Below are 25,955 nucleotides of genomic sequence, written 5' to 3'. Positions count from 1 at the left end.
ATTAAAAGAAGATCCATCATCAACTACCTTAAACTTAAGGCGATGTACGCATTGGAATGACTTTCATACGTTGTGATAAAGATTGAGCCCCTTGACCCAATATCACCCCATAATGTGTTGCATTAGTCATAACATGCTTGACATAGTCTCTGGTTTCTAACAATGGGATTGTCTCTGTATATTGGTCAGCCGAAATTGATTGATAGTCCGGTTGCCAACGTCTCGCCCGATTAGGCCCCGCATTATACCCTGCTGTAGCCAAAACAGGGTTATTGCTTAATTGCCCTTGAATCATCGACAAATAAAATGTTCCATATCGAATATTGGTATTCATTTCATTTAATGCCGCTGGATTATAGGTTTCACCCATTTGACGTGCAATCAACTTCGCTGTATCAGGCATAATTTGCATAAGACCGCCCGCTCCAACGTGAGAACGTGCGGAGGTAACAAATCGGCTTTCTTGTCGCATTAAACCATAAGCCCACGCTGGATCAATTCCTGCATTGTAACTATGACTTACGACATTAGTCTTATGAGGCGTCACATAGCGATACGTATCATTATGTTTATTTGTTGTACGATCTGCTGCATAAATTGCACGGTCATACCACCCCATATCATGGGCACGCTTTGCCGCAGCTAACAACACACCATCATCATGTTGAAGATAAGCTTGTCGAACTGCCCAGTTCCATTCTCGGTTGGTATAGGTTGGATTTGCATTAATACGTCTTAAAGTAAAAGCACGATTAAAGTGAATATTCTGGTCTAAACGTCTTAAGTCACTTGCTGTTGGTTGGTCATCATAGGGTTGATGATTATAACGTTCACCCAAACGATCTTTTGCTAAAAGGTTGTGATAGTCATCACCACTTTCAGCCAATTTTTTATAAATACGTTGCGCAGTATTTTTCGAACTACTATCACCGCGCTGCTCTGTTGCACGAGCAAGCCAATATTGCCAACGATCTTCTTGTTTTTGTGTCACGGTCATACTATCAATGGCACGGATTAAACTTTCCCACGCACCAAATCGAATTGCCTGACGCGCATAAATTTCAGCTTCTTCCGGACTTAGAGGATAACCATAACTTGCATCAAAATATTGAAGAACCTCACGATTAAAATTATTTTTCATGACCGTGGTGCCACCAATATAAGCAACGGTTCGATATAAATACTTTTGTATATTCTCTGGTGTACCTTGAGCGACACGTTGTACGTTCGAAAAAGCGTTAGGTAAGTCATTATTAGCCAAACGACCTAATGCAAAAATCAAATAAGCATAGTCTGTATCATTTGTTTTAGGCGCACTCCACAAATAATTGAGTGGATTAGCCTGAATTTGGTTAAGCTGCGCCAACGACAAATTCATTCCCAAAGTCTGTGCGGTAGCAAGGGCCTGCCCTGTTAAACCAGAACGTAACTGCACCCAAAGACGCTGTTGTTTATCTTGCTGACTCATTAATGGAGTAGATAACATCAAGCGTCCTAGACCTACACAAGATTCAGGTTGCGATTCGGTGGCTAGCCATACATCTTTGTATTCAGCAAAAACTAATGCATCACCGGTTTTCGCTCTCACCTGTGCCAATGCGCAATTTTCAGCCTGATCAGGATTAGTTACATAAGATAATAAAGGTTGTGCAGATGCGAAGTCAGCTTGTTTAACTTTTTCTTCTACATAATCGGCGGCTAATTTCTCAGCCATTGCTGATTGAGGGTAACGTTGAGCAAAACTTACAATCGAGGCTGAAGGTTGAAAGCCAAGATTGGTATTAAGTTTCCAATATTCTGGATAGTATCCCAATACATCATTTTGCATAGCAAGCTGATATTGGTCTAATAATGCTGTATTACCACTATTTGCAGCGTTTAATGCATCATTAAACTGCTCTTCGGCAGCATAGGTAAATGAACAACCAAGTAAACACATAGCTCCTAACCAGCTACGATGCATATATTTATTTTTCATTACACGACTATGGATTGATGAGCTCTTTCTACTTGGTCTCATAAATGTGTTAAACCCTGACTATTCACCTTCAGAGCATAGTTTAATTAGTCTTCGTGCTTTCTTTTGTTGTGTTATGTAACTCTCTGATTCAACATCATTAAAATTTACATAATTTACTTCAAAAAAACCGTGTCATGTTCTGAAGGTTTACTGTTATCGGTTCGGTCCAAATACTGCTATAATGAATGGTTTGACCCATTTTGGGCAAATTTATTCTTTTTTAGATCGATCTGTTAGGAGCCTGCATGACGGTTCAAACCTTCATTCCCAATGGTGCCAAAGCTGCCTCAGAAAACACTGTTACCCAGCCAACGCACACCACTGATGTTTCAATAAAAAAACTTTATATTGAAACTCAAGGGTGTCAGATGAATGAGTATGACAGTCACCGTATGGCAGACCTTTTAGGGGACTCTCACGGTTACATTTTAACGAGCAACCCTAGCGAAGCAGACATCCTGCTCATGAATACGTGTTCTATTCGTGAAAAAGCACAGGAAAAAGTATTTAGTGAATTAGGGCGCTGGCGCAAACTAAAAGACAAAAATCCTGATCTTGTGATTGGTGTTGGTGGGTGTGTTGCCTCTCAAGAAGGTGACAACATTCAAAAACGTGCGCCTTATGTGGACATGATTTTTGGCCCTCAAACATTACACCGTTTACCGCAAATGCTTGATCAACATAATGCTCAAGTAGAAAAACCTAAAAAAGATAAAATCAAACTGGTTGATATTTCTTTCCCAGATATTGAAAAGTTCGACTTTTTACCAGAACCACGTGTAGAAGGCTTTAAGGCATTTGTTTCTATTATGGAAGGCTGTTCTAAATACTGTTCTTTCTGTGTAGTTCCATATACACGCGGTGAAGAAGTTTCTCGACCTTTAGATGATGTACTTGCAGAAATTGCAGGGCTTGCTGAAAAAGGTGTCCGTGAAATTTCACTTCTTGGACAAAATGTAAATGGTTACCGCGGTGAAACCTTTGAAGGTGGCATCTGTACTTTCCCTGAATTGTTACGACTCGTTGCAGAAATTCCGGGTATTGGACGCTTACGCTATACGACTTCGCACCCACTTGAGTTCTCTGATGAGCTTATTCAGTGTTATGAAGATTTACCTCAAATGGTGTCACATTTACACTTGCCGGTACAAAGTGGTTCGAATGATGTTTTAAAAGCAATGAAGCGAAATCACACGATTGATGTTTATATCGATAAAATTGCGAAGCTCCGCAAAATTCGCCCAGATATGCATTTATCAAGTGACTTTATTATTGGCTTCCCTGGTGAAACCGATGAAAATTTTGCAGAAACATTGCAATTTATCAATGATTTAGACTTCGATCATTCGTATAGTTTTGTTTATTCAAAACGCCCAGGCACACCAGCATCAGACTTGCCAGACACCACACCTGAGCAAGTTAAAAAAGAACGTTTAGCTCAAGTTCAAAAAGTAATTAAGCAATCTAGTATTGAAAAAACAGATGCCATGTTAGGTAAAATTGAACGTGTACTTATTGAAAAAGTATCTGATCAAGACCCTAATATTTTAATTGGTACTGCTGACAATACACGTCTGGTCACTTTCGTTGGTGATGCGACTTGGGTTGGTCGGTTTGCAGAGATCGAGATTACTGAAATTAAAACTTTAAATTTTGTTTACGGTGAGCTCTTGAATCTTGAACCTGACGTGGCGTAATGTAGAGGTATTCTAAAGTCTACTGAAAGGTTTTCTCTTGACTGCAGCGATTCGACGTACCGTAACATTTCCTGAAATTTCAATGGAACGTTTAAAGAGCATTCTGGGTGCCTATAATGGGCACCTGAAGCAAATTGAACAGCGTTTAGATGTCAAAATTACTCATCGTGGAGATGTTTTTCACATAGATGGTGAAATTGACGCTGTTGGGAGAGCCGAAGCATTATTGCAACGACTCTACGAAGAGTCTGAGCTATCCCAGCAAATCAGTGCCGATCTATTACACCTCCTCATTCAATCTTCACAAACTGAACGCAATTTCGAGTTGGTTGGTGACGAAATGGATGAAAATGATGCGCCGCTCGATGTCTATTTCCAGACACGAAAAGGCCGCATTAATCCACGTGGTGCCAATCAAAAACGTTATGTACAACGTATTTTACAAAGCGATATTTCTTTTGGTGTAGGCCCTGCTGGTACAGGTAAAACCTATTTAGCAGTTGCCGCCGCCGTAGATATGCTAGAACGTAACGAAATCCAGCGGATTTTACTTGTACGTCCTGCTGTAGAAGCTGGAGAAAAGCTGGGTTTCTTACCTGGTGATTTAACCCAGAAAATCGACCCATATCTACGCCCTCTTTACGATGCCCTTTACGAAATGCTTGGCTTTGAAAAAGTTGCCAAGTTAATTGAGCGTCAAGTAATTGAAGTTGCGCCTCTTGCATATATGCGTGGTCGTACACTTAACCATTCATTTGTAATTTTGGATGAAGCTCAAAACACAACACCTGAACAAATGAAAATGTTCTTGACCCGTTTAGGTTTCGGCTCTCGTGCAGTGATTACAGGTGACATTACTCAAGTCGATTTACCTAAAGGTCAACAATCTGGTCTGGCACACGCACTTCGTGTACTTGAGAATATTACCGAAATTCATATTACCCGTTTCCATTCCCGCGATGTTGTACGTCATCAACTTGTTCAAAAAATTGTTGAAGCGTATGAAGGTTGGGATGGAGAACAACATCGTCTTAATGCTGAAGCTCGTGCTGAACGCAAAGCACGTCAAGAAGCGTTAATGACTGAAAACGATACAGCAGCAGACTTGCAACATCAGGATGCTTAAGGATTCATTTTGAAAATCAGTTTAAGTTTACAACAAGACTTCCTATCACCTGAGTTAGAGCTCAAACGAGCTCAACTCAAAAAAATCATTGAAACAACCTTACGCCACGTTGGTTATAAAGAAGATTGCGAAATTGGCGTCGCTTGTGTCGATTTAGCAGAAAGCCAACAACTTAATCTGCAATATCGAGAGAAAGATAAACCAACCAATGTTTTATCTTTTCCAAGTGATATTCCTGAAGAAGTTTTACCAATGCTCGATGCCTTTCCTCTGGGTGACTTAGTCATTTGTATTCCAGTTGTATTGCAAGAAGCGGTTGAACAAAAGAAAACAGCTCAAGAACACTTTGCACATTTATTAGTACATGGTGTTTTGCATTTACTCGGTTATGACCACGAAACTAGTGACGAAGAAGCTGAAGAAATGGAAGGGCTTGAAGTTGAAATTCTAGCAAAACTGAATATAGACAATCCCTACCAAGAACAGATCTAATCGTTATTGATTAGATGAAAAACATAGTCTGCCTTCAGGTGAGCTGTTGTTTAATGAACTAAAATCAATGTGGATAAGCTAAAACTTATCCACATTTTTTATTAATGCACTTCAAATTCAGCTTGAGCAGGATCGAAACGCCAAGTACGTACAATACGCAATTCAGAAATATCTTTCATATTGGTATCAAAATGCCCAAATGGTGCGCCGCGACGTACTGAAGACTTTGCAGCTTCATCCAATACCGAATGCCCTGAGCTCTCAAGTAACCGGATTGCACGAATCCCTCCTTGTGCATTTAAAATAACCATTAAACGGACTTCGCCTTTTAACTGTTGCAGTTTGGCTTCTTCTGGGTAATAGCGATTACCATACAACTCCACTTTTTCACGGAACTTATCTAAATAAGCAGCCGAGGCATCTTTTTTCGCCTGAATTCCATCTACTGTTTTTATTTTTTGCTGGCGGCTGAAATCTTGTCTGCGTTGTAAATATTGTGCTTCAAGGCTCGCAACCATCACAGCTTTTGCCTGAAATTGACTTTGTAATTGTTCTAATTCTTTTTTCCTTTGACTGGCGTCAGCTTGTTTTTGCCAACTCAAAACAGTCATTAAGACTTTTTCTTCAAATTTAAGCTCTCTTTGCTGCTGAACCTTTTGCAAACTTTCTAACTGCGCATCTCCAGTTGAAGCATCATTAGGCATAGGATTTGGAGTATCACTAGAGGTACGGTGGGCTTCTCGAAATGCACCTGAACCTTGCTGGTCTGCTTGCGCCAAAAAGTCTGCCTGCTGAAATGGCTCATTGCTTGATCGAATTGAAATTGCAATTTCTTTAGTAGATTGCTCTGATGGACTAGGCATCGAAAAGTGAATGAGCAATACAAAAATATGCAGTAAGACTGCCAATATTGTCGCAGCAATAAAGACTCGGTCTTGCCACCAATGATAAAAAGGCTCTATCGATAGACTTCTTTTGTTCAACATAATTTTAAAAGCATATAAATGCCTTATCCCCACGGTTTAATACCGAATAAAATATAAACTGATATTCAAATTTGGATAAAAGTGTGATTCACTTCAAGTATAGAGTTTTATCCATTTTCATTTTGTCAAAATGTATCAATTAAATTTGTTACACTGCAATATCAAAACTCGTTTTTTATCATAATAAAGATTGTGTTGGTTCTTAAGTAAATTATCTTCTGGAAGTTCTTTTATGCAAACGCTATTTTCCTCATTAGTCAGACGCCTTCAAAAAGTCTACCAAAAAGCAGAAGCATTCATTGAAGAAGAAAGAGATTTTACGCTATCACAAACCTTTCTGAATGCGACTTTACAGCGTTATGTCACCAATAATGTTGAATTTTTAGACGACCTCCATGCCGATCTTTATCATGACTGGTTAAGGTTATATGCAACCATGCATGTAAAAGGCCTAGAGACGACATTATCTGTTGATTTAAAACTGATTCAGATGGAATTTAATAAAGAACAACAGCTATTAGTTTTTGAGCAAATTAGCAACACACAAATTATTGAAGCGAAATATAAAAACTTTTGGCAAAAGATTGCCGTAAAAGCCGCAGTTTTTTACTACCATAAAATCTTGAAAAAAGATCCTTTGGGAATGATTCTTCAACGTTTTAATGTAGCAGAAGAACGTGATGAACTCATATTTCTTGATCTCAACCGCTGGTTTGGTAAAAAAGCCAGTATCATCGAGACACTAGGTAAAGTGCATGTAAATTACGCACGAGTTCGTGAGGCTGAGTTAGTCGTATTTGGAAATGTTAATTTAGCCGCCCTGCTTTACCGTGATCAGGACGATGATTATGAAGATGAATTAGAAGATTCTGAAATCACGCCAATCCAGCAAAAAGATGTATAAAGCTGTAATGAATAAAAATGAATTAACCGCCAAAAAACACAAATAGATTACACATTTAGCATAAATCCTGATTTTTTCTCCATGATCAACAGGCATAATATGTTTAAGTTATAGATGCATCAGCACTGACTTTTCAGTCTGTACAAGGATATTTACTTATGGCAACAAAATTTCTGAAATCATTTGGCATCGCAACAGGTATTTCAACAACTTTGCTTTTTGCAGGCTTCTCAAGTCATGCACTTGCCATGAGCCCATTTCAGGCAAATTATCAGTTTACTTATAATAATAAAGGTATGGGTTCAGCAACACGTGCCTTAAGCCAGCAAGGTAATAATTGGACTTATAATTTCACTGCAAAAGCAGGTGGAATCGCTTCTGCAAGTGAAACAAGTAAATTTAGTTTTGCTAATGGTAAAATTGGATCTCAAAGTTTTAGCCGTACCAGCAAAATTTTGATTCATAACAACACCATGAATATTAACTTTAATCCAAACAGCAAAACTATTTCTACCAAGAAAGATGATAAAGCTCGTTCATTCGCTTGGCAGGCTGGCGTACTTGACGAATTAAATGCAGAGTTACAACTTCGTGAAGACCTAAAAAATGGTTCACTTAAAACCTCTTATCCACTTGCAGATGCAAAAGAAGTTGAAAATCGTCGCTTTGTAAAACAAGGCAATGAAAAAATTAAAACATCTTATGGAACATTCGATACCATTAAAGTCGTTTTACAACACAGCAAACCTGAACGCAGTACAGTCTTTTGGTTAGCCCCAAAACTAGATTATTTACCAGTTAAAGTCAGCCATATTGATGGTAAAACTTCTTATGGCCTGTTATTAACAAGTTATACGGGTAAAACGAATTAAAGCTTGCATTTTTTCGGATGCTTTTTAAAATACGCATTTGCTTTAAAAGCATCCGTCTAGAGGATTCTCCCGTGCACGCACTAGAACAGAAAATCTTAACAGAAGGTATCGTTCTATCTGATCAAGTCTTGAAAGTCGACGCTTTCTTAAACCACCAAATTGATCCTGTACTCATGCAGCAGATTGGTAAAGAATTTGCCGCTCGCTTTAAAGATGCAGGGATTACCAAGATTATTACCATTGAAGCATCAGGTATTGCACCTGCAATCATGGCAGGTTTGGAACTTGGTGTACCTGTAATTTTCGCTCGTAAATATCAGTCATTGACGTTAAAAGATGACTTATATCGCTCTAAAGTATTTAGTTTTACTAAACAAACTGAAAGCACAATTGCGATCTCAAACAAACACCTTCATTCAACTGATAAAGCATTAGTTATTGATGACTTCTTGGCGAATGGTCAAGCAGCATTAGGACTAATTGATTTAATTCACCAAGCAAATGCAGAAGTTGTCGGTGTAGGTATTGTGATTGAAAAATCATTCCAATCAGGTCGTGATTTATTGCTTGAAAAAGGCTACCGAGTTGAGTCATTAGCACGTGTTCTTTCTCTTACAGATGGAAAAGTTACCTTTGTAAAAGAATGAATTGTACAAATAAAAAAAGAGCGGATATCCGCTCTTTTTTTATTTGTTTTTAAAGTACCCCTGAAAGCTTCTTAACAACCTCACCTAGACGCTTACCTTGTGCTTCACACAGAATCTTTTCATCCTGACTTAAATTCTGGTCATGGCGGGGTCCGCTTACATGACTTGCCCCATACGGTGTTCCACCTGTTTTAGTATTAGATAAAGCAGGAATTGCATTTGGTAATCCCAAAATCATCATCCCGTGATGAAATAACGGCGGCAGCATCGTGAGTAAAGTACTCTCCTGCCCACCATGCATCGATCCAGAAGAAGTAAAAACACAAGCTGGTTTATTATGTAATGCCCCATTGAGCCAAAGGCTAGTCGTTTGGTCCCAAAAATACTTCATTTCACTTGCCATATTGCCGAAGCGAGTTGGAGAACCTAATGCCAGACCCGCACAATTCGCAAGATCATCTAACGTACAGTAAATATCACCTTCTTCCGGAATGCTTGGCTCAGCTATTGTGACGACTGGAGCAATATTTGGCACTGTCCGAATTTTCACTGACATACCCGCAGACTCAACACCATTGGCAATTAAATGTGCCATTTCTTTTGTAGAGCCATATTTACTGTAATAGAGTACAAGAATGTAAGGTTGCATCGGTTTCATAAATTTTGTTAAAAAGAACACTATACGGTATTTTTTATTTTTTTGGCGAAACCAATCTTATGAAATTCTAGAGGTGATTGATTGTGTAGCATGAAAGGTAACACGAGCAAATTTCTCAAATTCGTTGGGTAAAAAGTTTATCGACTTTGTTGAATTTTATGCTCAGACAACAGAAAGCCAACTTTTTTGAAAAAGATTAGGGCTACAATTTTTTCTATAGCGCATAGTAAACTTCCAGAACGACTTATAGTTCTATAAGTTATTATTTTGCTTTAATCTATGATTTGAGTTGTTAAGCTCATATTTTGATAAGCTATTAATCGCCCAACATGATGATTAAAAAAATCGGGATAGACGACGCATGTTACAACGTTTTTTAAGTAAGCTTCCTTTTTATAATAAAACCTGGTTTCAATTCGTTTTATATGTATTTAAGCGTTTTGAAGCTGATCGGTGCCGCGAACAAGCGGGCTCTCTCACTTACACAACTCTATTCGCAGTTGTGCCGATGTTAACGGTTTTTTTAGTAATTATTTCTTCAATTAAAGCGTTAGAACCTGCAAGACAACAGCTCCAACATTTAATTTATAGTAATTTTTTACCTAAGAGCACTATCGCATTTGATAAAGCGCTAAATGCTTTTACAGAAAAATCCAGCAACTTAACTGTTATCGGTGTGCTGTTTTTATTCGTCACAACCGTCTTAATGCTCACATCAATTGAAACTGTCTTTAATCGTATTTGGCGCGTAAAAGAAACTCGTAGTGGCATTATGGGCTTTATGCGTTATTGGACGATCATCTCTTTAGGTCCAATTATTTTAGGAAGCGCATTCGTCATTTCTTCGACTGTCGCCTCCATGAACATTCTCAGCAATAATTTTGCAGGATATCAGCTTGATGGATCATTCATTCTCTGGATGATTTCGTTTGTATTGACTATTGTTGGCTTTTTTATTTTGTATTGGACTATTCCGAATCGAACAGTTCCAGTTTATGCAGCCGCTATAGCTGCCTGCTTAAGTGCTGCACTTTTTGAAATACTCAAAAACTTATTTAGCTTCGTAATGTCAAACTTCACCAGTTATGAACTGATCTATGGTGCATTTGCCGCAGTACCCATTTTCCTGTTATGGATCTTTCTCTCATGGAATATTATTTTGCTGGGGGTAGAAGTCAGTTTTGCCTTAACTGCTTTTCATTCAGGTAAAGAGCAAAAACGACACCCTGTGCTCATGTTATTAGATATTCTTGAATTGTTTTATAAAAAGCAAAAACTGGGTGAAAGTGTAAGTGATAAAGAAGCCTTAGAAATTTTAGGCCGAGGAGAAATTGGACGCTGGCCCTCTTATGTACTTTTACTTGAAGAGCAAAATTTGATTAAGCGTACAGATAAAGATGAATATGTCTTAGTTCGTAATTTGTCTCAAGTCGACTTCTGGAGCTTTTTTACGGCTCTTCCATATCCACTCCCTTTACGCCAAGATGTCCAAAATGTGCATGATGACGATGAATGGATGGAAAAAATTGGTCCAGCTTTAGTAGAGTCTAATGACTATCTAGCTGCAAAACTTTCTATTCCGCTCTCCACAATTCTTGAAGAGAAATAAGTAGACAGTAGCTTCTCATTTAATTATCTGTACTCTAATTCTTAGCTCATAAAAAACCCTATTATTAAAAAATAATAGGGTTAAAAATATGTAGGAGCGTAAATGGGATTACGCTTTTACAAAAGTTTCCCACACAAAATCTTGTGTTGCACCCTTTAATGTCATTTTCAACTGATCACCCGAGTGTAATGGTCCAACACCGGCAGGTGAGCCTGTCATAATTACATCACCTGGTTCTAATGAAAAAACCTGATTAATATCAGTTAACAGATCACCAATCGTAAACATTAATAGTTCAGTATTCCCATCTTGACGTAACTCATCATTAATATGGAACGTGAATTTAGTTTCTTGCCAATCTGTAATTTCGCTCAAATCGACCCAGTCTGCCAAAACACAAGCACCATCAAAAGCTTTTGCACGCTCCCATGGGTGACCTTTAGTTTTCAGGTCATTCTGTAAATCACGCATTGTTAAATCAAGACCTAAAGTCACTGCCCCAATCGCTTTCAATGCTTTTTCAGGGTCCGTTTCACCTTTTAAAGGCTGGTCAATACGTAAAACTAATTCACACTCAAAATGACAACTGCCCCAAGCTGGATTCCATGAAATACCGTCATTTAAACCAATCAAGCTACTAGGTGGTTTAATAAATAATATAGGTCTGTCAGGCATAGCATTATTTAATTCTTTGACATGATCGGCATAACTTCTGCCTACGCAAACGATTTTTGAAGGACGTGTATTCATGAGGCTTCCTTTGTTGTTGCGGCTAATAAGTCCAATAATTTATTTCTTAAATGTATTTTCAAATATAGTTTGATCTGAAACCTGTGCAAATGCTCGCTTTGGCACAATAATTACAGTTTTATTTTTTAGCTCAAGCATGTAAGTCAGCTTGCCTTTAGCAAAAGTTTGCACATCTGAATATTGCATCACTTGTTTACGACCGCTGGCATAAAGCTCAAAATAATCTTGATAGAGGTCGATGCCCTGCTCGCTCTTTCCAAACTGGTAACGAACAAATTGACGCTTAAATAACATCGGTAAAAGCCAATAACGCATCAGCCCTTGCATCACCAGAAAAAAAATACCTAGCCCAACATAATATCGACCAACCCCAGAGAAACCTAAATAAAGTCCCCAAATAATAATTGCGATACTAATCGCAGGTGTTAGAAAACGGGTAAATTGTTTTTTCCCAAATGTCACTAATGAAAATCCATCTTGTGACTCTTCTAAATTCAAATAGTAACGTAAAGATAAAGCTGTTTTTTGCTCGGTCATTGCACTGCATCGATACTCAATAAATCGGAACTATTAGAGCATATTCATTTCAGCTTTAAAATGAATCAAAGGCTATTTTTTGTTTTGCTCAAAAGTAGCCTTAGTAACGAGATTAAAAATATTTTTCGTTGCATATATGGAACGTAGATTCATATTTATTGGGCTTATTTCACTTTTTAAAATTTCTACAATAAAAGCATCACCTTCTTAGTGGAATGTCTCATGTCTTTTTTTGCAAAATTATTTGGCTTAAATCAAAAAGCAACTGTCTCAAAAGATGTGGTTACGCAAACCACTCAAAAGATGAATCCTTCCAATGAACCAAGCTTTTTAGAATTAATTAAAAAACGCCGTTCTATTTATTCAATTGGAAAAAACTTAAAACTCTCTCCTACTGAAATTGAAAAACTAATTCAAGAAGCTGTAAAACATAGCCCATCTGCCTTTAACTCCCAATCTTCTCGCGTTGTGGTTTTATTTGACCAATCACACCAAAATTTCTGGAATATAGTTCTAGATGTATTAAAAACGATTATTCCGGCAGAAGCCCTAACTGGAACTGAACAGAAAATTCAAAGTTTTGCATCAGGTGCAGGTACAGTTTTATTTTTTGAAGACCAAGATGTGATTAAAGGTCTACAAGAGCAATTCGAGCTATATGCTGATAACTTTCCAATCTGGTCTGAGCATTCAACAGCAATTGCACAATTTGCAGTATGGAACGTCCTAGCTGAACAAGGCATTGGCGCTTCATTGCAACACTATAATCCAATCATTGATGAGAAAATTAATGCAGCTTTTAATGTTCCTACTCACTGGAAATTAAGAGCTCAATTAGTATTTGGTTCAATCGAAAGCGAAGCAGGTGAAAAAGCTTTTATTGAAGATGAAAGCCGTTTTAAAACATTTGATTAATCTTTTTCACCTTTAATTCTTTTCAAAGCTGGTTTCTATGAACACCGGCTTTTAATAAAGATGATAAAAATCAGACACAAAAAAACCGCTATATAATAGCGGTTAATTCTTCAAGTGGTGCGCTCAGAGAGATTCGAACTCCCGACCCCTTAGTTCGTAGCCAAGTGCTCTATCCAGCTGAGCTATGAGCGCGTACTTGATGTTGCGCATTATACGCATTTTTCAAAGCTTAGGAAGTCTTTTTTCATCTTTCTGTCATCAACCGTCTAGTTCTTAGCCACCCCCTATTTTATAAAAAATGGGAGCTAAAATTATTGATGTTTTTCTCATCTAAGATGTATTTGAAATATTTTTTTTCAAATAAGTTTTATAGGCTTTTTGAAGCATTTGGCCATCTACCTACAAGATAAAGGCTACTGTTTTAGTCAACATTATAGAAATAATATATTTCTAGTTGAACTTTAACATTATACGCACCAGTAAAATTTATCTAATATAATGCTTCAAATGAGTGAAAATATGATTAAAAAATAATTCATCAAAAAAATATTATATAAAAACTATTATTATTTTTACGTCTAAATTAAATAAATTATTATTTCATTAAATATCATTTAATATCAAAAAATGTGACTAAAAATACACATTGACAGCTTTTGATATCTAACCAATACTAAATTTTAATTATTGAGATATACATCTCACTAATTATGTAGCGCAATAAATAATACTTACTTAAAAATACATAATTATATAGGAAATAGACCAACATGTTTTTACTAAAAAATCTCGTATCTTCGATATCAAAAGTTACTCAAGACTTGGGTAATGTTGTATCGGTAAGTACCACTGTAAACACGGGTTCCTCTGTTGATGCGAATGTTTCAACATCAGGCTTACTTTCAAATGTTATTTCAACAGTAACTAATACTGTTACCCACACAACAACAGGCTTGGTTTCTGATGTGGTTGGTACAGTAACAGGTACTGTCGGTTCTACAAATCCCTTAGAAACTGTAACCAATGTTGTGGGTGGTATAACTGGCGGTTTGATTGGTGGAGTGTCTGGTGGCAATCCTCTTGAAGTTGTCACTGGTATTATCGGCGGCGTAACAGGTGGTGTGACTGGTGGAACTTCACCAATTTCTCCAGTCATTGATGTGGTTCAAGGCGGTATTGATATTCTTCAGGGCGTAGAAAGCTTAAAAACTGAAATTATTAATACAGGTATCGACACTGTTGCCGACACAATCATTAGCATCCTTCCACAAACCGAACATCCTGTTTCTGAAATTGCAGACCTCGGTACATTAACCTTCGAAACTTCTCGTGACACTGTAAATGGTGCTCTCGAAACTGTTTCTGACTTAGTCGGTGGTGATATTCAAGGTGCAACTGAATCAGCAACTGGTATTCTGGGTACGCTTATCAATAATGGTACAACTGCTGCTGGTATTATCACTGGTGTTGTTGGAAGTGTTACAGATGTAGTCGGTGGTGTAACTGGTGGTGTGGGCGGCAACCCTCTTGAAGTCGTGACTGACATTATCGGTGGCGTAACTGGTGGCGTTGGTGGCAATCCTCTTGAAGTCGTGACTGATATCATCGGTGGTGTAACTGGCGGTGTGGGCGGTAACCCTCTTGAAGTCGTGACTGATATTATCGGTGGTGTAACTGGCGGCGTTGGTGGTAACCCTCTTGAAGTTGTTACTGACATTATCGGTGGTGTAACTGGCGGCGTTGGTGGTGGGACATCTCCAATCTCTCCAGTGATTGACATAGTTCAAAGCGGTATTGATATTCTTCAGGGTGTAGAAAGCTTAAAAACTGAAATCATCAACACTGGTATTGATACAGTAGCAGATACAATTATCGGTATTCTTCCACAAGTAGAGCATCCTGTTTCTGAAATTGCAGACCTTGGTACATTAACTTTCGAAACTTCTCGTGACACTGTAAATGGTGCACTTGAAGTTGTATCTGATTTAGTCGGTGGTGATATTCAAGGCGCAACTGAATCAGCGACTGGCATTCTAGGTACGCTTATCAATAATGGTACAACTGCTGCTGGTATTATCACTGGTGTTGTTGGAAGTGTTACAGATGTAGTCGGTGGTGTAACTGGTGGTGTGGGCGGCAACCCTCTTGAAGTCGTGACTGACATTATCGGTGGCGTAACTGGTGGTGTGGGCGGCAACCCTCTTGAAGTCGTGACTGATATTATCGGTGGTGTAACTGGCGGCGTTGGTGGCAATCCTCTTGAAGTCGTGACTGATATTATCGGTGGTGTAACTGGCGGCGTTGGTGGTAACCCTCTTGAAGTTGTGACTGACATTATCGGTGGTGTAACTGGCGGCGTTGGTGGTGGGACATCTCCAATCTCTCCAGTGATTGACATAGTTCAAAGCGGTATTGATATTCTTCAGGGTGTAGAAAGCTTAAAAACTGAAATCATCAACACTGGTATTGATACAGTAGCAGATACAATTATCGGTATTCTTCCACAAGTAGAGCATCCTGTTTCTGAAATTGCAGACCTTGGTACATTAACTTTCGAAACTTCTCGTGACACTGTAAATGGTGCACTTGAAGTTGTATCTGATTTAGTCGGTGGTGATATTCAAGGCGCAACTGAATCAGCGACTGGCATTCTAGGTACACTTATTACTAATGGCTCTACTGCAACGGGCTTATTAACAGAAATCCTTGGCGGAGTGACAGGAACTATTGGTGGCGCAACTGGTAGCGTTGGCGGTGACAGTCCTCTTGGTGTAGTAACTGACCTTGTAGGTGGCTTAACTGGTGGGATTACCGGCGGTGTGGGTGGCGACAATCCAATTGGTATCGTAACTGATATCGTGGGTAGCTTAACTGGCGGTGTTACGGGTGGAAGTGGTTTAGATGTTATTTCTAATTTACTTGGTGGATTAACGAGCGGTGGATTACTCGGTGGAGTAACTTCTACAGTATCTAGCGTAACAAATACAACGCATACTATCGTACCTCAGTCATTACTTACTGATAACTTCTTAGATAATTCTTTCAATACTGTTTAATATAATTAAACAAAAGAAAGCCACTTATAGTAAGTGGCTTTCTTTATTAATATATTTTTAAATATTAATTCATTTCTTGCCATCTATAATATTTATTATGCGCCAACTCTAACATTGCATAATCATTAGGCGTATCACCATAAGCATAAATTGTAGAATATTGGCTTAAATCATATTTATTTTTTATTCTATTTACTTTTTCTAAATAACCACAATCACCATCAATAAAATGACCTGTTAAAATACCATTATGTATTTCAAGTTGATTGCATATAACATCTAAACCTAAAGAATGGCACCAACTTTCTAAATAAACGCCTAATGATGCAGAGACAACAACAATCTGATCACCTTGCTGTTTATGCCAGAGAATACGCTCCAAAGCATTTTCACGAACACATTTAGGAAGTACTTTTTTTGCAAACTCTTGGCCCATATATTTTAAGGAATTCGCATCATAGCCTACATACCCTACCTGACAGAGCTTAGTCCGAATAGTTTTATCCGTTACCCAACCAAGTTTATAACCTGCTATATACGGTGCAAGTCGGATACCACCGACGATTTGAGTTTTTCTATTCAACGAAAACTTAAGAAATAAGCTAAATGTGTCGTTGTGAGTGATCGTGCCATCAAAATCAAATAAAGCTAGATTCATTTATGATTATCTCTAATATAATTAAAAAGTTATAAATTTAGATTTTTTTTAAAATTACTAAAAAACAAGCACAAAAAAACCGCTATAAAAGCGGTTAATTCTTCAAGTTGGTGCGCTCAGAGAGATTCGAACTCCCGACCCCTTAGTTCGTAGCCAAGTGCTCTATCCAGCTGAGCTATGAGCGCATTAAGTAATGGCGGTGAGAGAGGGATTCGAACCCTCGATACCAGTAATAGGTATGCTTCCTTAGCAGGGAAGTGATTTCAGCCACTCATCCACCTCACCGGAACGAGCCGCCATAATACAAACTAAAACCACATTGATCAAGTCATCATACTAAAATTTTCTTGTTTTTTAGTTCAATGAATTACTTTTTAAGCAATTTACTCATTATTTTCGTCTTTTTCGATCAAACGCTTGTTAAGATAGATATTATTTCTTCATCAAAATACTGTAGTGCATAACACATTATTGCAAACCTAAACGTGCAGTTCGGGTCTGCATGGCTTATGCTAAACTTATCTGCCAAGCGTGAAACCAAACGACATGACAAAAAACTGGGCTGACCCTGAAGCGAAAGCTGAAGCTGAACGTTATGACAATCCTATTCCAAGCCGTACTCTTATTTTAGATACATTGGAGCAGGTTCAAACACCACAATCTCATGCAGAGCTTGTCGATCATTTTAATATTCATGACCAAAAAAGTATCGAAGCGTTAAGTCATCGTTTAAGTGCTATGGTTCGTGATGGTCAAATCATGAAAGACGGTTTTAAATTTCAGTTGGTGGCAGATCAACCAACATATGAAGCAACTGTTTATATTAATAGTAAAGGTTTAGGTACAGCACATATTGATGGTCAAACTGACCTCTTACTTCCTGAACGTGAATTACGTTTAGTATTTAATGGCGACCGAGTGAGAGTGCGCCAGACTTCAGTAGACCGTAAAGGTAAACCTTGGGGTTTTATTACAGAAGTTTTACAACATCGCGTCAAACAAATGATCGGTAAATTGTCAGTTCATGATGGCGAATATTTTATTCAACCCAACAGTCCTAATCAGCACCAACCTATTCCTTTAGAAAAAGAACTCGTAAAACACGCTGAAGCGAATGTTGGCGATATGCTACGTGTTGCAATTGATAGCTATCCAACCCGCGAAGAGTTTTCAACGGCGCATATTATTCAGTCTATGGCCGATAAAGCTGATACAGAAATTATCATTCCACAAACCATTCTTGAATTTGGTTTGCCATATGAGTTTCCAGATCAGGTATTAAAAGAAGCTGAAAGCTTTAAAGAGCCATCAGCTCAAGACCGTGAAGGCCGCATTGATTTAAGAGATTTAGCATTAGTTACGATTGATGGTGAAGATGCTCGCGATTTTGACGATGCAGTTTATGCAGAAAAACGTCCTGGTGGTGGTTACCGTGTTGTGGTGGCAATTGCAGACGTAAGTCATTATGTACGCTTAGACTCAGCCCTCAATGAAGAAGCTGAGGAACGAGGTACTTCTGTATACTTCCCTCACTTTGTATTACCAATGCTACCAGAGGCATTGTCAAATGGTCTGTGCTCTCTGAACCCTCATGTAGACCGCTTATGTATGGTCTGTGACCTTAAACTCTCTCGTACAGGCCGTGTAACTGGCTTTGAGTTTTATCCATCGGTCATGCACTCAAAAGCGCGTTTGACCTACACTCAAGTAGCACAATATTTTGAAGGCGCAACAGATGCGATTCCAAAAGATCGCGATGTTCATAAATCCTTAAATACGCTTTTCCAGCTTTATCAAATTTTGAAAAACTTACGTGCCGATCGTCATGCAATGGAATTTGAAACCATTGAAACGTACATGACTTTTGATGAGCTAGGCGGGATTAAAGAAATTTTGCCACGTACACGTAATGAAGCTCATAAGCTCATTGAAGAATGTATGTTGCTTGCTAACGTAGCGGCTGCGGAATATGCATTAGAAAATGATATCCCAATGTTGTATCGCGTACATGAAGCTCCTGAGTTTTCACGTATTCAGAAAGTAAAAGACTTTGTTAAATTACTTGGTCTACCTTTCCCTGACCAGCCAACTCAAGCAGACTATCAAAGAGTTATTGAAGCAACCAAAGACCGTATTGATGCACCAAGCATTCATGCCGTTTTATTACGTTCAATGATGCAAGCTTATTATGGCGCAAAAAATGCGGGGCACTATGGTTTGGCTTATGAAGCCTATACGCATTTCACTTCGCCAATCCGTCGTTACCCAGATCTATTGTTACACCGTGCCATTAAAGCTCATCTAAAACAAAAACCTTCTCCACTTTCTGGCGCTGCACTAGATGATGCTGGTGAACATTTCTCTAAAACTGAACGCCGTGCAGATGAAGCATCTCGTAGTGTAACGACTTGGTTGAAATGTCACTATATGCAACAGCATTTAGGTGAGGAATTCATTGGTATTGTAAGTGCCGTAACTGAATTTGGTTTGTTCGTGACACTGAAAGACTTATATGTCGATGGCATGATTCATATTAGCCAACTCGGTGATGACTTCTTTATTTATGACCAAGCGAGTCAAAATCTTGTAGGCCAAAATAGAGGTCAAGTTTTTGGTTTAGGCGATGAAGTTAAAATTCAGGTTGCTGGCGTAAATCTTGAAGAACGTAAAATTGACTTCCAGCTTCTTCAACAAGTCACACATGCAGGACGAGTAGTTCGTAGCCGAGCTCCACGCACAACCAAAACATCTTCACAGGCAACTGAAGAAGTTTTCAGCAAACCAACAAGTAGTGATGGCGAAAAGCCTGTTCACAAAAAGAAAGAGAAAGCCAAGCCTAGTTCTTATACTAAAAAGCCTGGTAAAAAAACTTCTGCAAAAGCAGAAAGTAAACCAGAAAAAGTAAAGAAAAAGTCTAAGCCTAAAAAGAAAAAGGCCAATGCAAAATCAAAGGCTGAATAATTAAACAATAGATGTTGCCAATTTAGAAATAAGCTCCGATTTGGAGCTTATTTCTTTTTAAAAAGCTTATTTTGCAAATTAAACTTGATTTCCTACCTGACAGGACCTACATCTAATACCATGTTTAAAAAATAATGTGGCTAACAGCAATGACTTTTCAACAAGCGACCTTACCAACTCCGCGTTTTGATCAAATTGAATTAGAAAATTTAAAAGAAGACATCCAACAAGCGATTCAAGCAGGTCAAGAATTTTTAAATACGCTTAAAGTTGTACCTAGCGATACCGCTCAACAACTTGCCGTACTTGAACAAGTCGATACACTTGAAAATAATCTGAGTGAATCATGGGGTGTTTTATCACATTTAAATGCTGTGATGAACAATGCTGAAACCAGAGAAGTCTATCAATCGTTATTACCAGCGTTGAGCGAGTACTATACTCAGCTTGGTCAACACACGGCGCTCTATCAAACTTATCAACATATCCATGATGGTCAGGGCTATACGTCTCTTAGTCCAGCCCAACAAAGTGCTATTCGCCTTGCTTTACGTGATTTTAAACTTTCAGGCGTAGCTTTAGAGGGTGAAGAGAAAAAACGTTATGCAGAGATTTCTGCACGTTTGTCACAAATTTCTTCTGATTTTTCTAATCATGTACTTGATGCAACACAAGCTTATTTTAAACCCCTTACAGAAGCTGAGCTAAAAGGTCTTCCAGAAAGTAATGTTGAGTTGTTGAAACAGTACGGTAAACAGCGTGAATTAGATCAAGCAGTAGCGACACTCGACTTTCCTGCTTACTTTGCCATTATGACCTATGCAGATGACCGTTCATTACGTGAAGAGCTTTACAGAGCGTATGTGACTCGTGCTTCTGATCAAGCTGAGCAAGCTGAATTTGATAACAGTAAAATTATGGAAGAAATTTTGAGTCTTCGTCAAGAAATGGCGAAGCTACTCGGTTTCAATAATTATGCTGAATATTCTCTTGCAAGCAAGATGGCGCCAGATGTAAAAACAGTACATGAGTTTTTGGTGGATCTAGCCGAACATGCACGTGCCCCTGCTCTCCAAGAAGTTGCTGAACTTCGAGATATTGCCAAACAAGATGGTGTCGATGAACTTCAACCTTGGGATACCACTTATTATTCTGAAAAGCTTAAACAACAACAGTTCAACTTATCTCAAGAAGCGTTAAAACCTTACTTCCCTGCACCTAAAGTCATTCAAGGATTATTCCAGATCGTACAGCGCTTATATGGTATTAACATCATTGAGCGACAAGCACCTGTCTGGCACCCAGATGCACGTTATTTTGAGTTAGAAGACCAAGGCCAAGTTATTGGTGGATTCTTCTTTGACATCTATGCACGTACGGGTAAACGTGGTGGTGCATGGATGAATGGTTTCCGCTCACGCATGCAGACTCTTCACGGTCTACAAAAACCAATTTGCTACATGGTATGTAACTTTACACCTCCAGTAGGTGATCAGCCTGCTTTACTGACTCATGATGAAGTCATCACCTTATTCCATGAGTTTGGACATGGTTTACATCACATGCTGACCGAAGTAGATAACATTTCGGTTGCAGGTACTCATGGTGTCGCTTGGGATGCGGTAGAACTACCAAGTCAGTTCATGGAATTCTGGTCTTGGGATAAAGAAAGTCTAGATGTATTAAGTGAGCACATTGAGAGTAAACAAACCTTACCACAAGAATTATTAGATGCTTTATTAAATGCCCGCTTCTTCCAGTCTGGCATGCAGACTTTACGTCAACTTGAATTTGCCTTATTTGATTTAACAATTCACACCAAAACACCAGCACTGAACAGTGAGCAAATTCAGCAGACTTTAAATGAAATACGTAGCCAATATGCTGTCGTTCCTACTGTCGGATACAACCGTTTCCAACACAGTTTTAGTCATATTTTTGCAGGAGGCTATGCTGCAGGTTATTACTCTTACAAATGGGCAGAAGTGTTAGCTAGCGATGCATTTGACCGTTTTGAACATGAAGGTATTTTCAATACTCAAACGGGTAAAGAATTCCGTCAGGCGATTTTAGCTGTAGGCGGAAAAGACACTGCGCTTGAAGCATTTGTTAATTTCCGTGGTCGTGAACCTAAAATTGATGCATTGTTACGTCATCAAGGTTGGACGAATGACAGCAAAACCGCTTAAACTATGGGCCTAAATTGATCGTGTGGTTAGGGTGATAAAGATGAAAAAACGTTTCATTGCTGGGGCTAAATGTCCAAAATGTGAAGCAACAGATCGGATTGTCATGCTAACCACCGCTGAAGACGAATGGATTGAATGTATCGAATGCGGTTATAGCGAAAATCGTCCGACTCATATTGATGAGCCTGAAGCACCTGCTGTACCTGATGAAGTTGGAGTAATACAGTTCAAGCCTCGTCGTCCTGACTAAAGGTCTTAGAGATGCCACTACAAAGAAAACAAAACTCAAAACTATTGTGGATTTTAATTGGGGGCTTAAGCATTCTCGTAGTGCTTTTTTTCGCTGCACAATGGTTTTTCAAAAAAACCGAGTCATCCACACCAATGGTTGATCCTCATCCTGTTTCGACACCTGCGCCTGTTAAAGCCACTGATCCATCATCAGCTTCTGAACCGAAAGCAGAGGCTGCGAGTTCACAACAACTGGTGAATGAAGATGTGCTTAAACAGCCTGTACCTGCTCAAGAATCTTTAGCTAAAGAAGAAGTGTCTAAACTCGATGACATCCACCGTCAGTTGCAAGATCAAGAAAGTTCATTAAAAGCTCAGCATGCAGATGCAGATCAATTAACGAAACTCAAAGAAGAACAAGTTAAATTGCTTGAAGCTCAACTCAAGCATCAATAGTTTTTCAATGGGAACTTAAAAAGCTAAAGTTATTCATCTTTAGCTTTTTTATTTTAATTAAAATAATTTTAGTCATCTTTTTTCCAAAAATTACTGAATTCTAATACAAAAAAGCCCTCCATTTAGGAGGGCTTTTTTGTATAACAGATACTTTAATTTAAGTTATTTATACCAATCGAATAACTTGAACACATACGGTACATAAGTAACCAATACCAATGATGAGAACAAGACAATAATTGGTAGTAACCAGCGCTCATAACGGAAGTAGAAACTTGTATATTTCTCTTTCGCTTCAGCATCCGCCGCATTAACTTCATCATCTCCGACGGACAACCGCGTGAGTAGATGGTTCAAGGCAACTGGTGGAGTTACATAACCAAATTCGAATGCAACCAACACAATCATCCAGAAGTGAATTGGATGAATACCATTTTCGTATGCCACAGGTGCAATGGTTGCAGCAACTAAAATTACAGCACCAAATGGATCGGTACACATACCAATAATCGCAAGTAGCAGTGCAATACATGCCAGTGATATATAGATACTGCCTAAATGAGTTGGCAATAATTCAACCACTTCAGAGCGTTCAATTAAACCACCTACACTTGCAGACAATGCCATCAAGATAATTAGTGCACCAATATGACCTACAGTTTCTGAGGTCGCAAAACGAAGTGCTCCACCAAAACCAAGACGGTATTGAGAACTATGCGGATCATGTGACTGCAAGAATGGTGATTTTTGTTCATGTTCACGAACAATTGCTTCATGAATATTGATTGCAGGGGCTTCTTTTGTAGACACCAATTTGTCATACAAGATCATTGCTATCAGGACTAATGGCAAAATTACTGGTGCAGTAAATTCATTCATTCCTGTGTCTAGCGCATATTTATAGATCGCAAGAACAACAACAGTAATCAGAATGTATGGAATCACGGGTACAAAGGCACGCAACATACCCGGAATCGCTACTTTTGGTGAATTCACGCGGAATTTTTCTTCAGCCAATAGTAATGACACACCCAAGAAAATAAATGCTGTTAGCCAAAATACATAAATACCATGACCAAACAATTCATCGGACGTTACATGACGACTATCAAGCATGGCAATTAAAACGACCAATAGACATGGACGTACAACGACCCCTAAAGAACCTGACATTGCAGACACAGCCAAAGCATATTGACGGCGAGCACCTGCATTCCAAACTTCTTTATAAATAATCGCACCTGCCGCAATAACGAAAATACCTGATGCACCTGTATAAGCCGTTGGTACCGCAGCTGCAATTAGGATTAACCATGTTAGGGTTTCTGGTGCCAAATTCCATGGACGAAGCACATTAAGGAATAAATCCATAACACGTGTTTGAGTTAGGAGCATACCTGCCCAAATAAACAAGGCAAGGTTTAGGAAAATACCTGAAAACTCAACCAATAAACCAAGGTAAATCCCTTGCCCCATTGGATAATCCATAAAGAATGTGAATACGATACCCGTAATCAAACCCATATAAGCATATAAAGGTACACTTAGAAGGGCTAAGCCAATATTACCGCCTTCACGTTTTGGTGGAGGTGAAACAAATAGTTGATAAAGACTAATTAAAGTCAGAACAACAAATAGAATCATCCATATCCAGTAAATAGTTACTGTTTCGTAGGTTGGTGTTACCCCAGAATTAATAACTGAACGATACTGGCTAATTACAGAGAAACTGAGTAGTGCATTAGCAACTACCATAAAGATGGAATAGACTTTGTAATCTATTTTTGTTGCTGGATTACGTAAGCCAATATGGTGAAATTTTAACGATGCTGTAATCGCAGAAATCAAAACCATAAAAATCAGTAAAATGGCACGATTTTCTGTACCAAATTTAAAAATACCAAAGAAACCTGTCTCGATGGTACGGTAAGTACGCACCCCTGGGTTAGCTTCGATATATTTAATTGTCTTGTCATAGGCCTGATATTTCTCGTCACATTGTTGCTGCGCGGCGAGTAGCGATGCACGGACATCACTTTCCGATGCTGCACCAAAGAAACTCGAAAAATCATCAGATGCATTCGCTTTCATTTGTTCTTTTACTTGGGCATCGATATTTGGATGTCGATCACAAGTCGGCTTTTCAGGTTCAGCACGCAAAAATGAATATTGCATGCCTATAGCAGGGTCACCATAAAGACGCTCCCCGATACGTAATAATTGTCCGTGGATCATTTCCCCGGTACCAATGATTAAAGTCATTAATAGCAGAGTGAGGATGACGAATGTTGAGATCCATTCGTTCCAGATATAACCCAGCAGACCTAATCCAGATCTTTTTTCTTGATATTCTTGCATAAATATTCCAATTTTGTTCTCTCAAGTCCTTAAAAAATAAAGACTTGAGTCATGCAATTTTCTTGGTCAGGGGTTAAATCCATACCCCTTCTACCAATCCCTTTATTCAACGATCAAATTTGCATCAAACTTTATTAATAAAGAATGACTAAAATCACTTTTTTAACAGTTCGTATTGTCAATATTTCTTTTTTAATCTCTGTACCAGCCAATAGCATCCCCCAAAAACTGCACCACCAATCGCGCCATAGAGATGAGCTTCAGTTAAAACTGGGCTTCCTATTAACTGAGCCGTTCCTGTTTGCCCAAAGGTATTTTCCCATATCAGTTTTGCAATAATTAATCCTAAAACCAGAAAAGCAAAATTCCGTTCTTTACGATATTGCAAATAAACTAAAGCAACTGCTGTATAGAGCCCATGTAATACACCAGATAGCCCTGCATACGCTTCGATATAAGGCAAATAGAAATAGAACACCAGACTAATGAACGGTGGCAAAAGAAAAAGCAGACTTAAAAGATGCCACGCCTTGGTATGCGGGAAGATAAAAGGCAAACAGGCGAATGCCATCATATTTAAAAGGAAATGAATCCACCCAACGTGTACCCAATGTGCAGTCCATAAACGCCAGAATTCGCCAAGTAGGCTTTCACGCCAATAAATAAATGTATCAGGAAACACCTGTAGACAGGCAGACACAGAAATGCACACTGCGACCAAAAGCACTTTATGATTCAGTACATGATCCTTCATGGCACACTCCTTGAAATTAAACTTCTTGCTACCATTGTAAAACTTAACAACAGTCTCGCAAGAAGTTAACCTTTCAAAT

21 protein-coding genes, 3 tRNA genes and 1 pseudogene are annotated in these 25,955 nt (G+C 38.6%); 13 read left to right on the top strand and 12 right to left on the bottom strand.

Annotated elements, in window-relative coordinates; translation table 11 throughout:
• Window positions 1-34: 34 nt before the first annotated feature.
• On the bottom strand, window positions 35-1,978 hold the full coding sequence (locus tag AC07M3_RS08980) for a lytic transglycosylase domain-containing protein (RefSeq protein ID WP_494566922.1): 1,944 nt from the start codon (window positions 1,976-1,978) through the stop codon (window positions 35-37).
• 287 nt (window positions 1,979-2,265) lie between these two features.
• On the opposite strand from AC07M3_RS08980, the gene miaB reads away from it, so the two are divergent.
• The 3 genes from miaB to ybeY are packed head-to-tail and all read left to right on the top strand — an operon-like array spanning window position 2,266 to window position 5,335.
• Window positions 2,266-3,717 carry a tRNA (N6-isopentenyl adenosine(37)-C2)-methylthiotransferase MiaB gene (gene miaB, locus AC07M3_RS08975; RefSeq protein ID WP_199989512.1) on the top strand — a complete coding sequence of 484 codons (1,452 nt, stop codon included), beginning with the start codon at window positions 2,266-2,268 and terminating at the stop codon, window positions 3,715-3,717.
• Between the two features lie 37 nt (window positions 3,718-3,754).
• Window positions 3,755-4,843, top strand: a complete 1,089-nt coding sequence (locus tag AC07M3_RS08970) for a PhoH family protein (protein WP_003653596.1) — start codon at window positions 3,755-3,757, stop codon at window positions 4,841-4,843.
• 9 nt (window positions 4,844-4,852) lie between these two features.
• Window positions 4,853-5,335 (top strand): rRNA maturation RNase YbeY, encoded by a 483-nt coding sequence (gene ybeY / locus AC07M3_RS08965; protein WP_133747486.1) that lies wholly within the window; start codon window positions 4,853-4,855, stop codon window positions 5,333-5,335.
• A gap of 101 nt (window positions 5,336-5,436) precedes the next feature.
• On the opposite strand, the gene AC07M3_RS08960 is transcribed toward ybeY, so the two are convergent.
• On the bottom strand, window positions 5,437-6,321 hold the full coding sequence (locus tag AC07M3_RS08960) for an energy transducer TonB (RefSeq protein ID WP_494566923.1): 885 nt from the start codon (window positions 6,319-6,321) through the stop codon (window positions 5,437-5,439).
• 232 nt (window positions 6,322-6,553) lie between these two features.
• Here AC07M3_RS08960 and AC07M3_RS08955 point away from each other — a divergent pair, with 232 nt between their 5' ends.
• From AC07M3_RS08955 to AC07M3_RS08945, 3 genes are all read left to right on the top strand, one after another.
• Entirely contained in the window at window positions 6,554-7,225 is a 672-nt protein-coding gene (locus tag AC07M3_RS08955) for a hypothetical protein (RefSeq protein ID WP_494566924.1), read from the top strand.
• A 158-nt stretch (window positions 7,226-7,383) separates the two neighbouring features.
• Window positions 7,384-8,097 (top strand): DUF3108 domain-containing protein, encoded by a 714-nt coding sequence (locus AC07M3_RS08950; protein WP_003653602.1) that lies wholly within the window; start codon window positions 7,384-7,386, stop codon window positions 8,095-8,097.
• Window positions 8,098-8,168: 71 nt separating this feature from the next.
• A complete protein-coding gene (locus AC07M3_RS08945; protein WP_004639480.1) occupies window positions 8,169-8,744 on the top strand; it encodes a xanthine phosphoribosyltransferase in 576 nt (191 codons plus the stop codon).
• Between the two features lie 49 nt (window positions 8,745-8,793).
• Here AC07M3_RS08945 and wrbA read toward each other — a convergent pair whose 3' ends face one another.
• The gene (gene wrbA, locus AC07M3_RS08940) at window positions 8,794-9,402 is read right to left on the bottom strand and encodes an NAD(P)H:quinone oxidoreductase (RefSeq protein WP_201774416.1); all 609 of its coding nucleotides are present in this window, start codon (window positions 9,400-9,402) and stop codon (window positions 8,794-8,796) included.
• 361 nt (window positions 9,403-9,763) lie between these two features.
• On the opposite strand from wrbA, the gene AC07M3_RS08935 reads away from it, so the two are divergent.
• On the top strand, window positions 9,764-11,011 hold the full coding sequence (locus tag AC07M3_RS08935) for a YihY family inner membrane protein (protein ID WP_199989505.1): 1,248 nt from the start codon (window positions 9,764-9,766) through the stop codon (window positions 11,009-11,011).
• A 108-nt stretch (window positions 11,012-11,119) separates the two neighbouring features.
• Here AC07M3_RS08935 and AC07M3_RS08930 read toward each other — a convergent pair whose 3' ends face one another.
• The gene (locus AC07M3_RS08930; RefSeq protein ID WP_205468502.1) at window positions 11,120-11,761 is read right to left on the bottom strand and encodes a fumarylacetoacetate hydrolase family protein; all 642 of its coding nucleotides are present in this window, start codon (window positions 11,759-11,761) and stop codon (window positions 11,120-11,122) included.
• Between the two features lie 39 nt (window positions 11,762-11,800).
• Entirely contained in the window at window positions 11,801-12,298 is a 498-nt protein-coding gene (locus tag AC07M3_RS08925; protein ID WP_003653610.1) for a YcxB family protein, read from the bottom strand.
• 222 nt (window positions 12,299-12,520) lie between these two features.
• Here AC07M3_RS08925 and AC07M3_RS08920 point away from each other — a divergent pair, with 222 nt between their 5' ends.
• Window positions 12,521-13,213 (top strand): nitroreductase family protein, encoded by a 693-nt coding sequence (locus tag AC07M3_RS08920; protein WP_494566925.1) that lies wholly within the window; start codon window positions 12,521-12,523, stop codon window positions 13,211-13,213.
• Window positions 13,214-13,328: 115 nt separating this feature from the next.
• On the opposite strand, the gene AC07M3_RS08915 is transcribed toward AC07M3_RS08920, so the two are convergent.
• A tRNA-Arg gene (locus tag AC07M3_RS08915) sits at window positions 13,329-13,405 on the bottom strand.
• 141 nt (window positions 13,406-13,546) lie between these two features.
• A pseudogene (locus AC07M3_RS08910) lies at window positions 13,547-13,645 on the bottom strand (hypothetical protein); the annotation flags it as partial.
• Between the two features lie 338 nt (window positions 13,646-13,983).
• On the opposite strand from AC07M3_RS08910, the gene AC07M3_RS08905 reads away from it, so the two are divergent.
• On the top strand, window positions 13,984-16,269 hold the full coding sequence (locus AC07M3_RS08905; protein ID WP_494566926.1) for a hypothetical protein: 2,286 nt from the start codon (window positions 13,984-13,986) through the stop codon (window positions 16,267-16,269).
• Window positions 16,270-16,333: 64 nt separating this feature from the next.
• On the opposite strand, the gene AC07M3_RS08900 is transcribed toward AC07M3_RS08905, so the two are convergent.
• The 3 genes from AC07M3_RS08900 to AC07M3_RS08890 all read right to left on the bottom strand — a co-directional run bounded on the left by AC07M3_RS08900 (window position 16,334) and on the right by AC07M3_RS08890 (window position 17,212).
• Window positions 16,334-16,927, bottom strand: a complete 594-nt coding sequence (locus tag AC07M3_RS08900; protein ID WP_494566927.1) for an HAD family hydrolase — start codon at window positions 16,925-16,927, stop codon at window positions 16,334-16,336.
• Between the two features lie 108 nt (window positions 16,928-17,035).
• A tRNA-Arg gene (locus tag AC07M3_RS08895) sits at window positions 17,036-17,112 on the bottom strand.
• Window positions 17,113-17,121: 9 nt separating this feature from the next.
• Window positions 17,122-17,212: transfer RNA gene (locus AC07M3_RS08890), tRNA-Ser, on the bottom strand.
• A 261-nt stretch (window positions 17,213-17,473) separates the two neighbouring features.
• Here AC07M3_RS08890 and rnr point away from each other — a divergent pair.
• The 4 genes from rnr to AC07M3_RS08870 all read left to right on the top strand — a co-directional run bounded on the left by rnr (window position 17,474) and on the right by AC07M3_RS08870 (window position 22,764).
• Window positions 17,474-19,888, top strand: a complete 2,415-nt coding sequence (rnr, locus tag AC07M3_RS08885; RefSeq protein WP_348948815.1) for a ribonuclease R — start codon at window positions 17,474-17,476, stop codon at window positions 19,886-19,888.
• A gap of 134 nt (window positions 19,889-20,022) precedes the next feature.
• Window positions 20,023-22,077 (top strand): M3 family metallopeptidase, encoded by a 2,055-nt coding sequence (locus AC07M3_RS08880; protein WP_494566928.1) that lies wholly within the window; start codon window positions 20,023-20,025, stop codon window positions 22,075-22,077.
• A 40-nt stretch (window positions 22,078-22,117) separates the two neighbouring features.
• On the top strand, window positions 22,118-22,327 hold the full coding sequence (locus AC07M3_RS08875; RefSeq protein WP_004639498.1) for a YheV family putative zinc ribbon protein: 210 nt from the start codon (window positions 22,118-22,120) through the stop codon (window positions 22,325-22,327).
• An 11-nt stretch (window positions 22,328-22,338) separates the two neighbouring features.
• Window positions 22,339-22,764: a hypothetical protein gene (locus AC07M3_RS08870; protein ID WP_092710319.1), complete on the top strand. Its 426-nt coding sequence runs from the start codon at window positions 22,339-22,341 to the stop codon at window positions 22,762-22,764.
• A gap of 162 nt (window positions 22,765-22,926) precedes the next feature.
• Here AC07M3_RS08870 and AC07M3_RS08865 read toward each other — a convergent pair whose 3' ends face one another.
• Window positions 22,927-25,122: a TRAP transporter large permease subunit gene (locus AC07M3_RS08865; RefSeq protein ID WP_494566929.1), complete on the bottom strand. Its 2,196-nt coding sequence runs from the start codon at window positions 25,120-25,122 to the stop codon at window positions 22,927-22,929.
• 178 nt (window positions 25,123-25,300) lie between these two features.
• Window positions 25,301-25,876: a rhombosortase gene (gene rrtA, locus AC07M3_RS08860; RefSeq protein WP_045433088.1), complete on the bottom strand. Its 576-nt coding sequence runs from the start codon at window positions 25,874-25,876 to the stop codon at window positions 25,301-25,303.
• Window positions 25,877-25,955 lie beyond the last annotated feature (79 nt).

It is taken from the genome of Acinetobacter sp. GW821-FHT09D10 (assembly GCF_059416285.1).
This window is presented reverse-complemented; position numbering and strand designations above follow the sequence as displayed.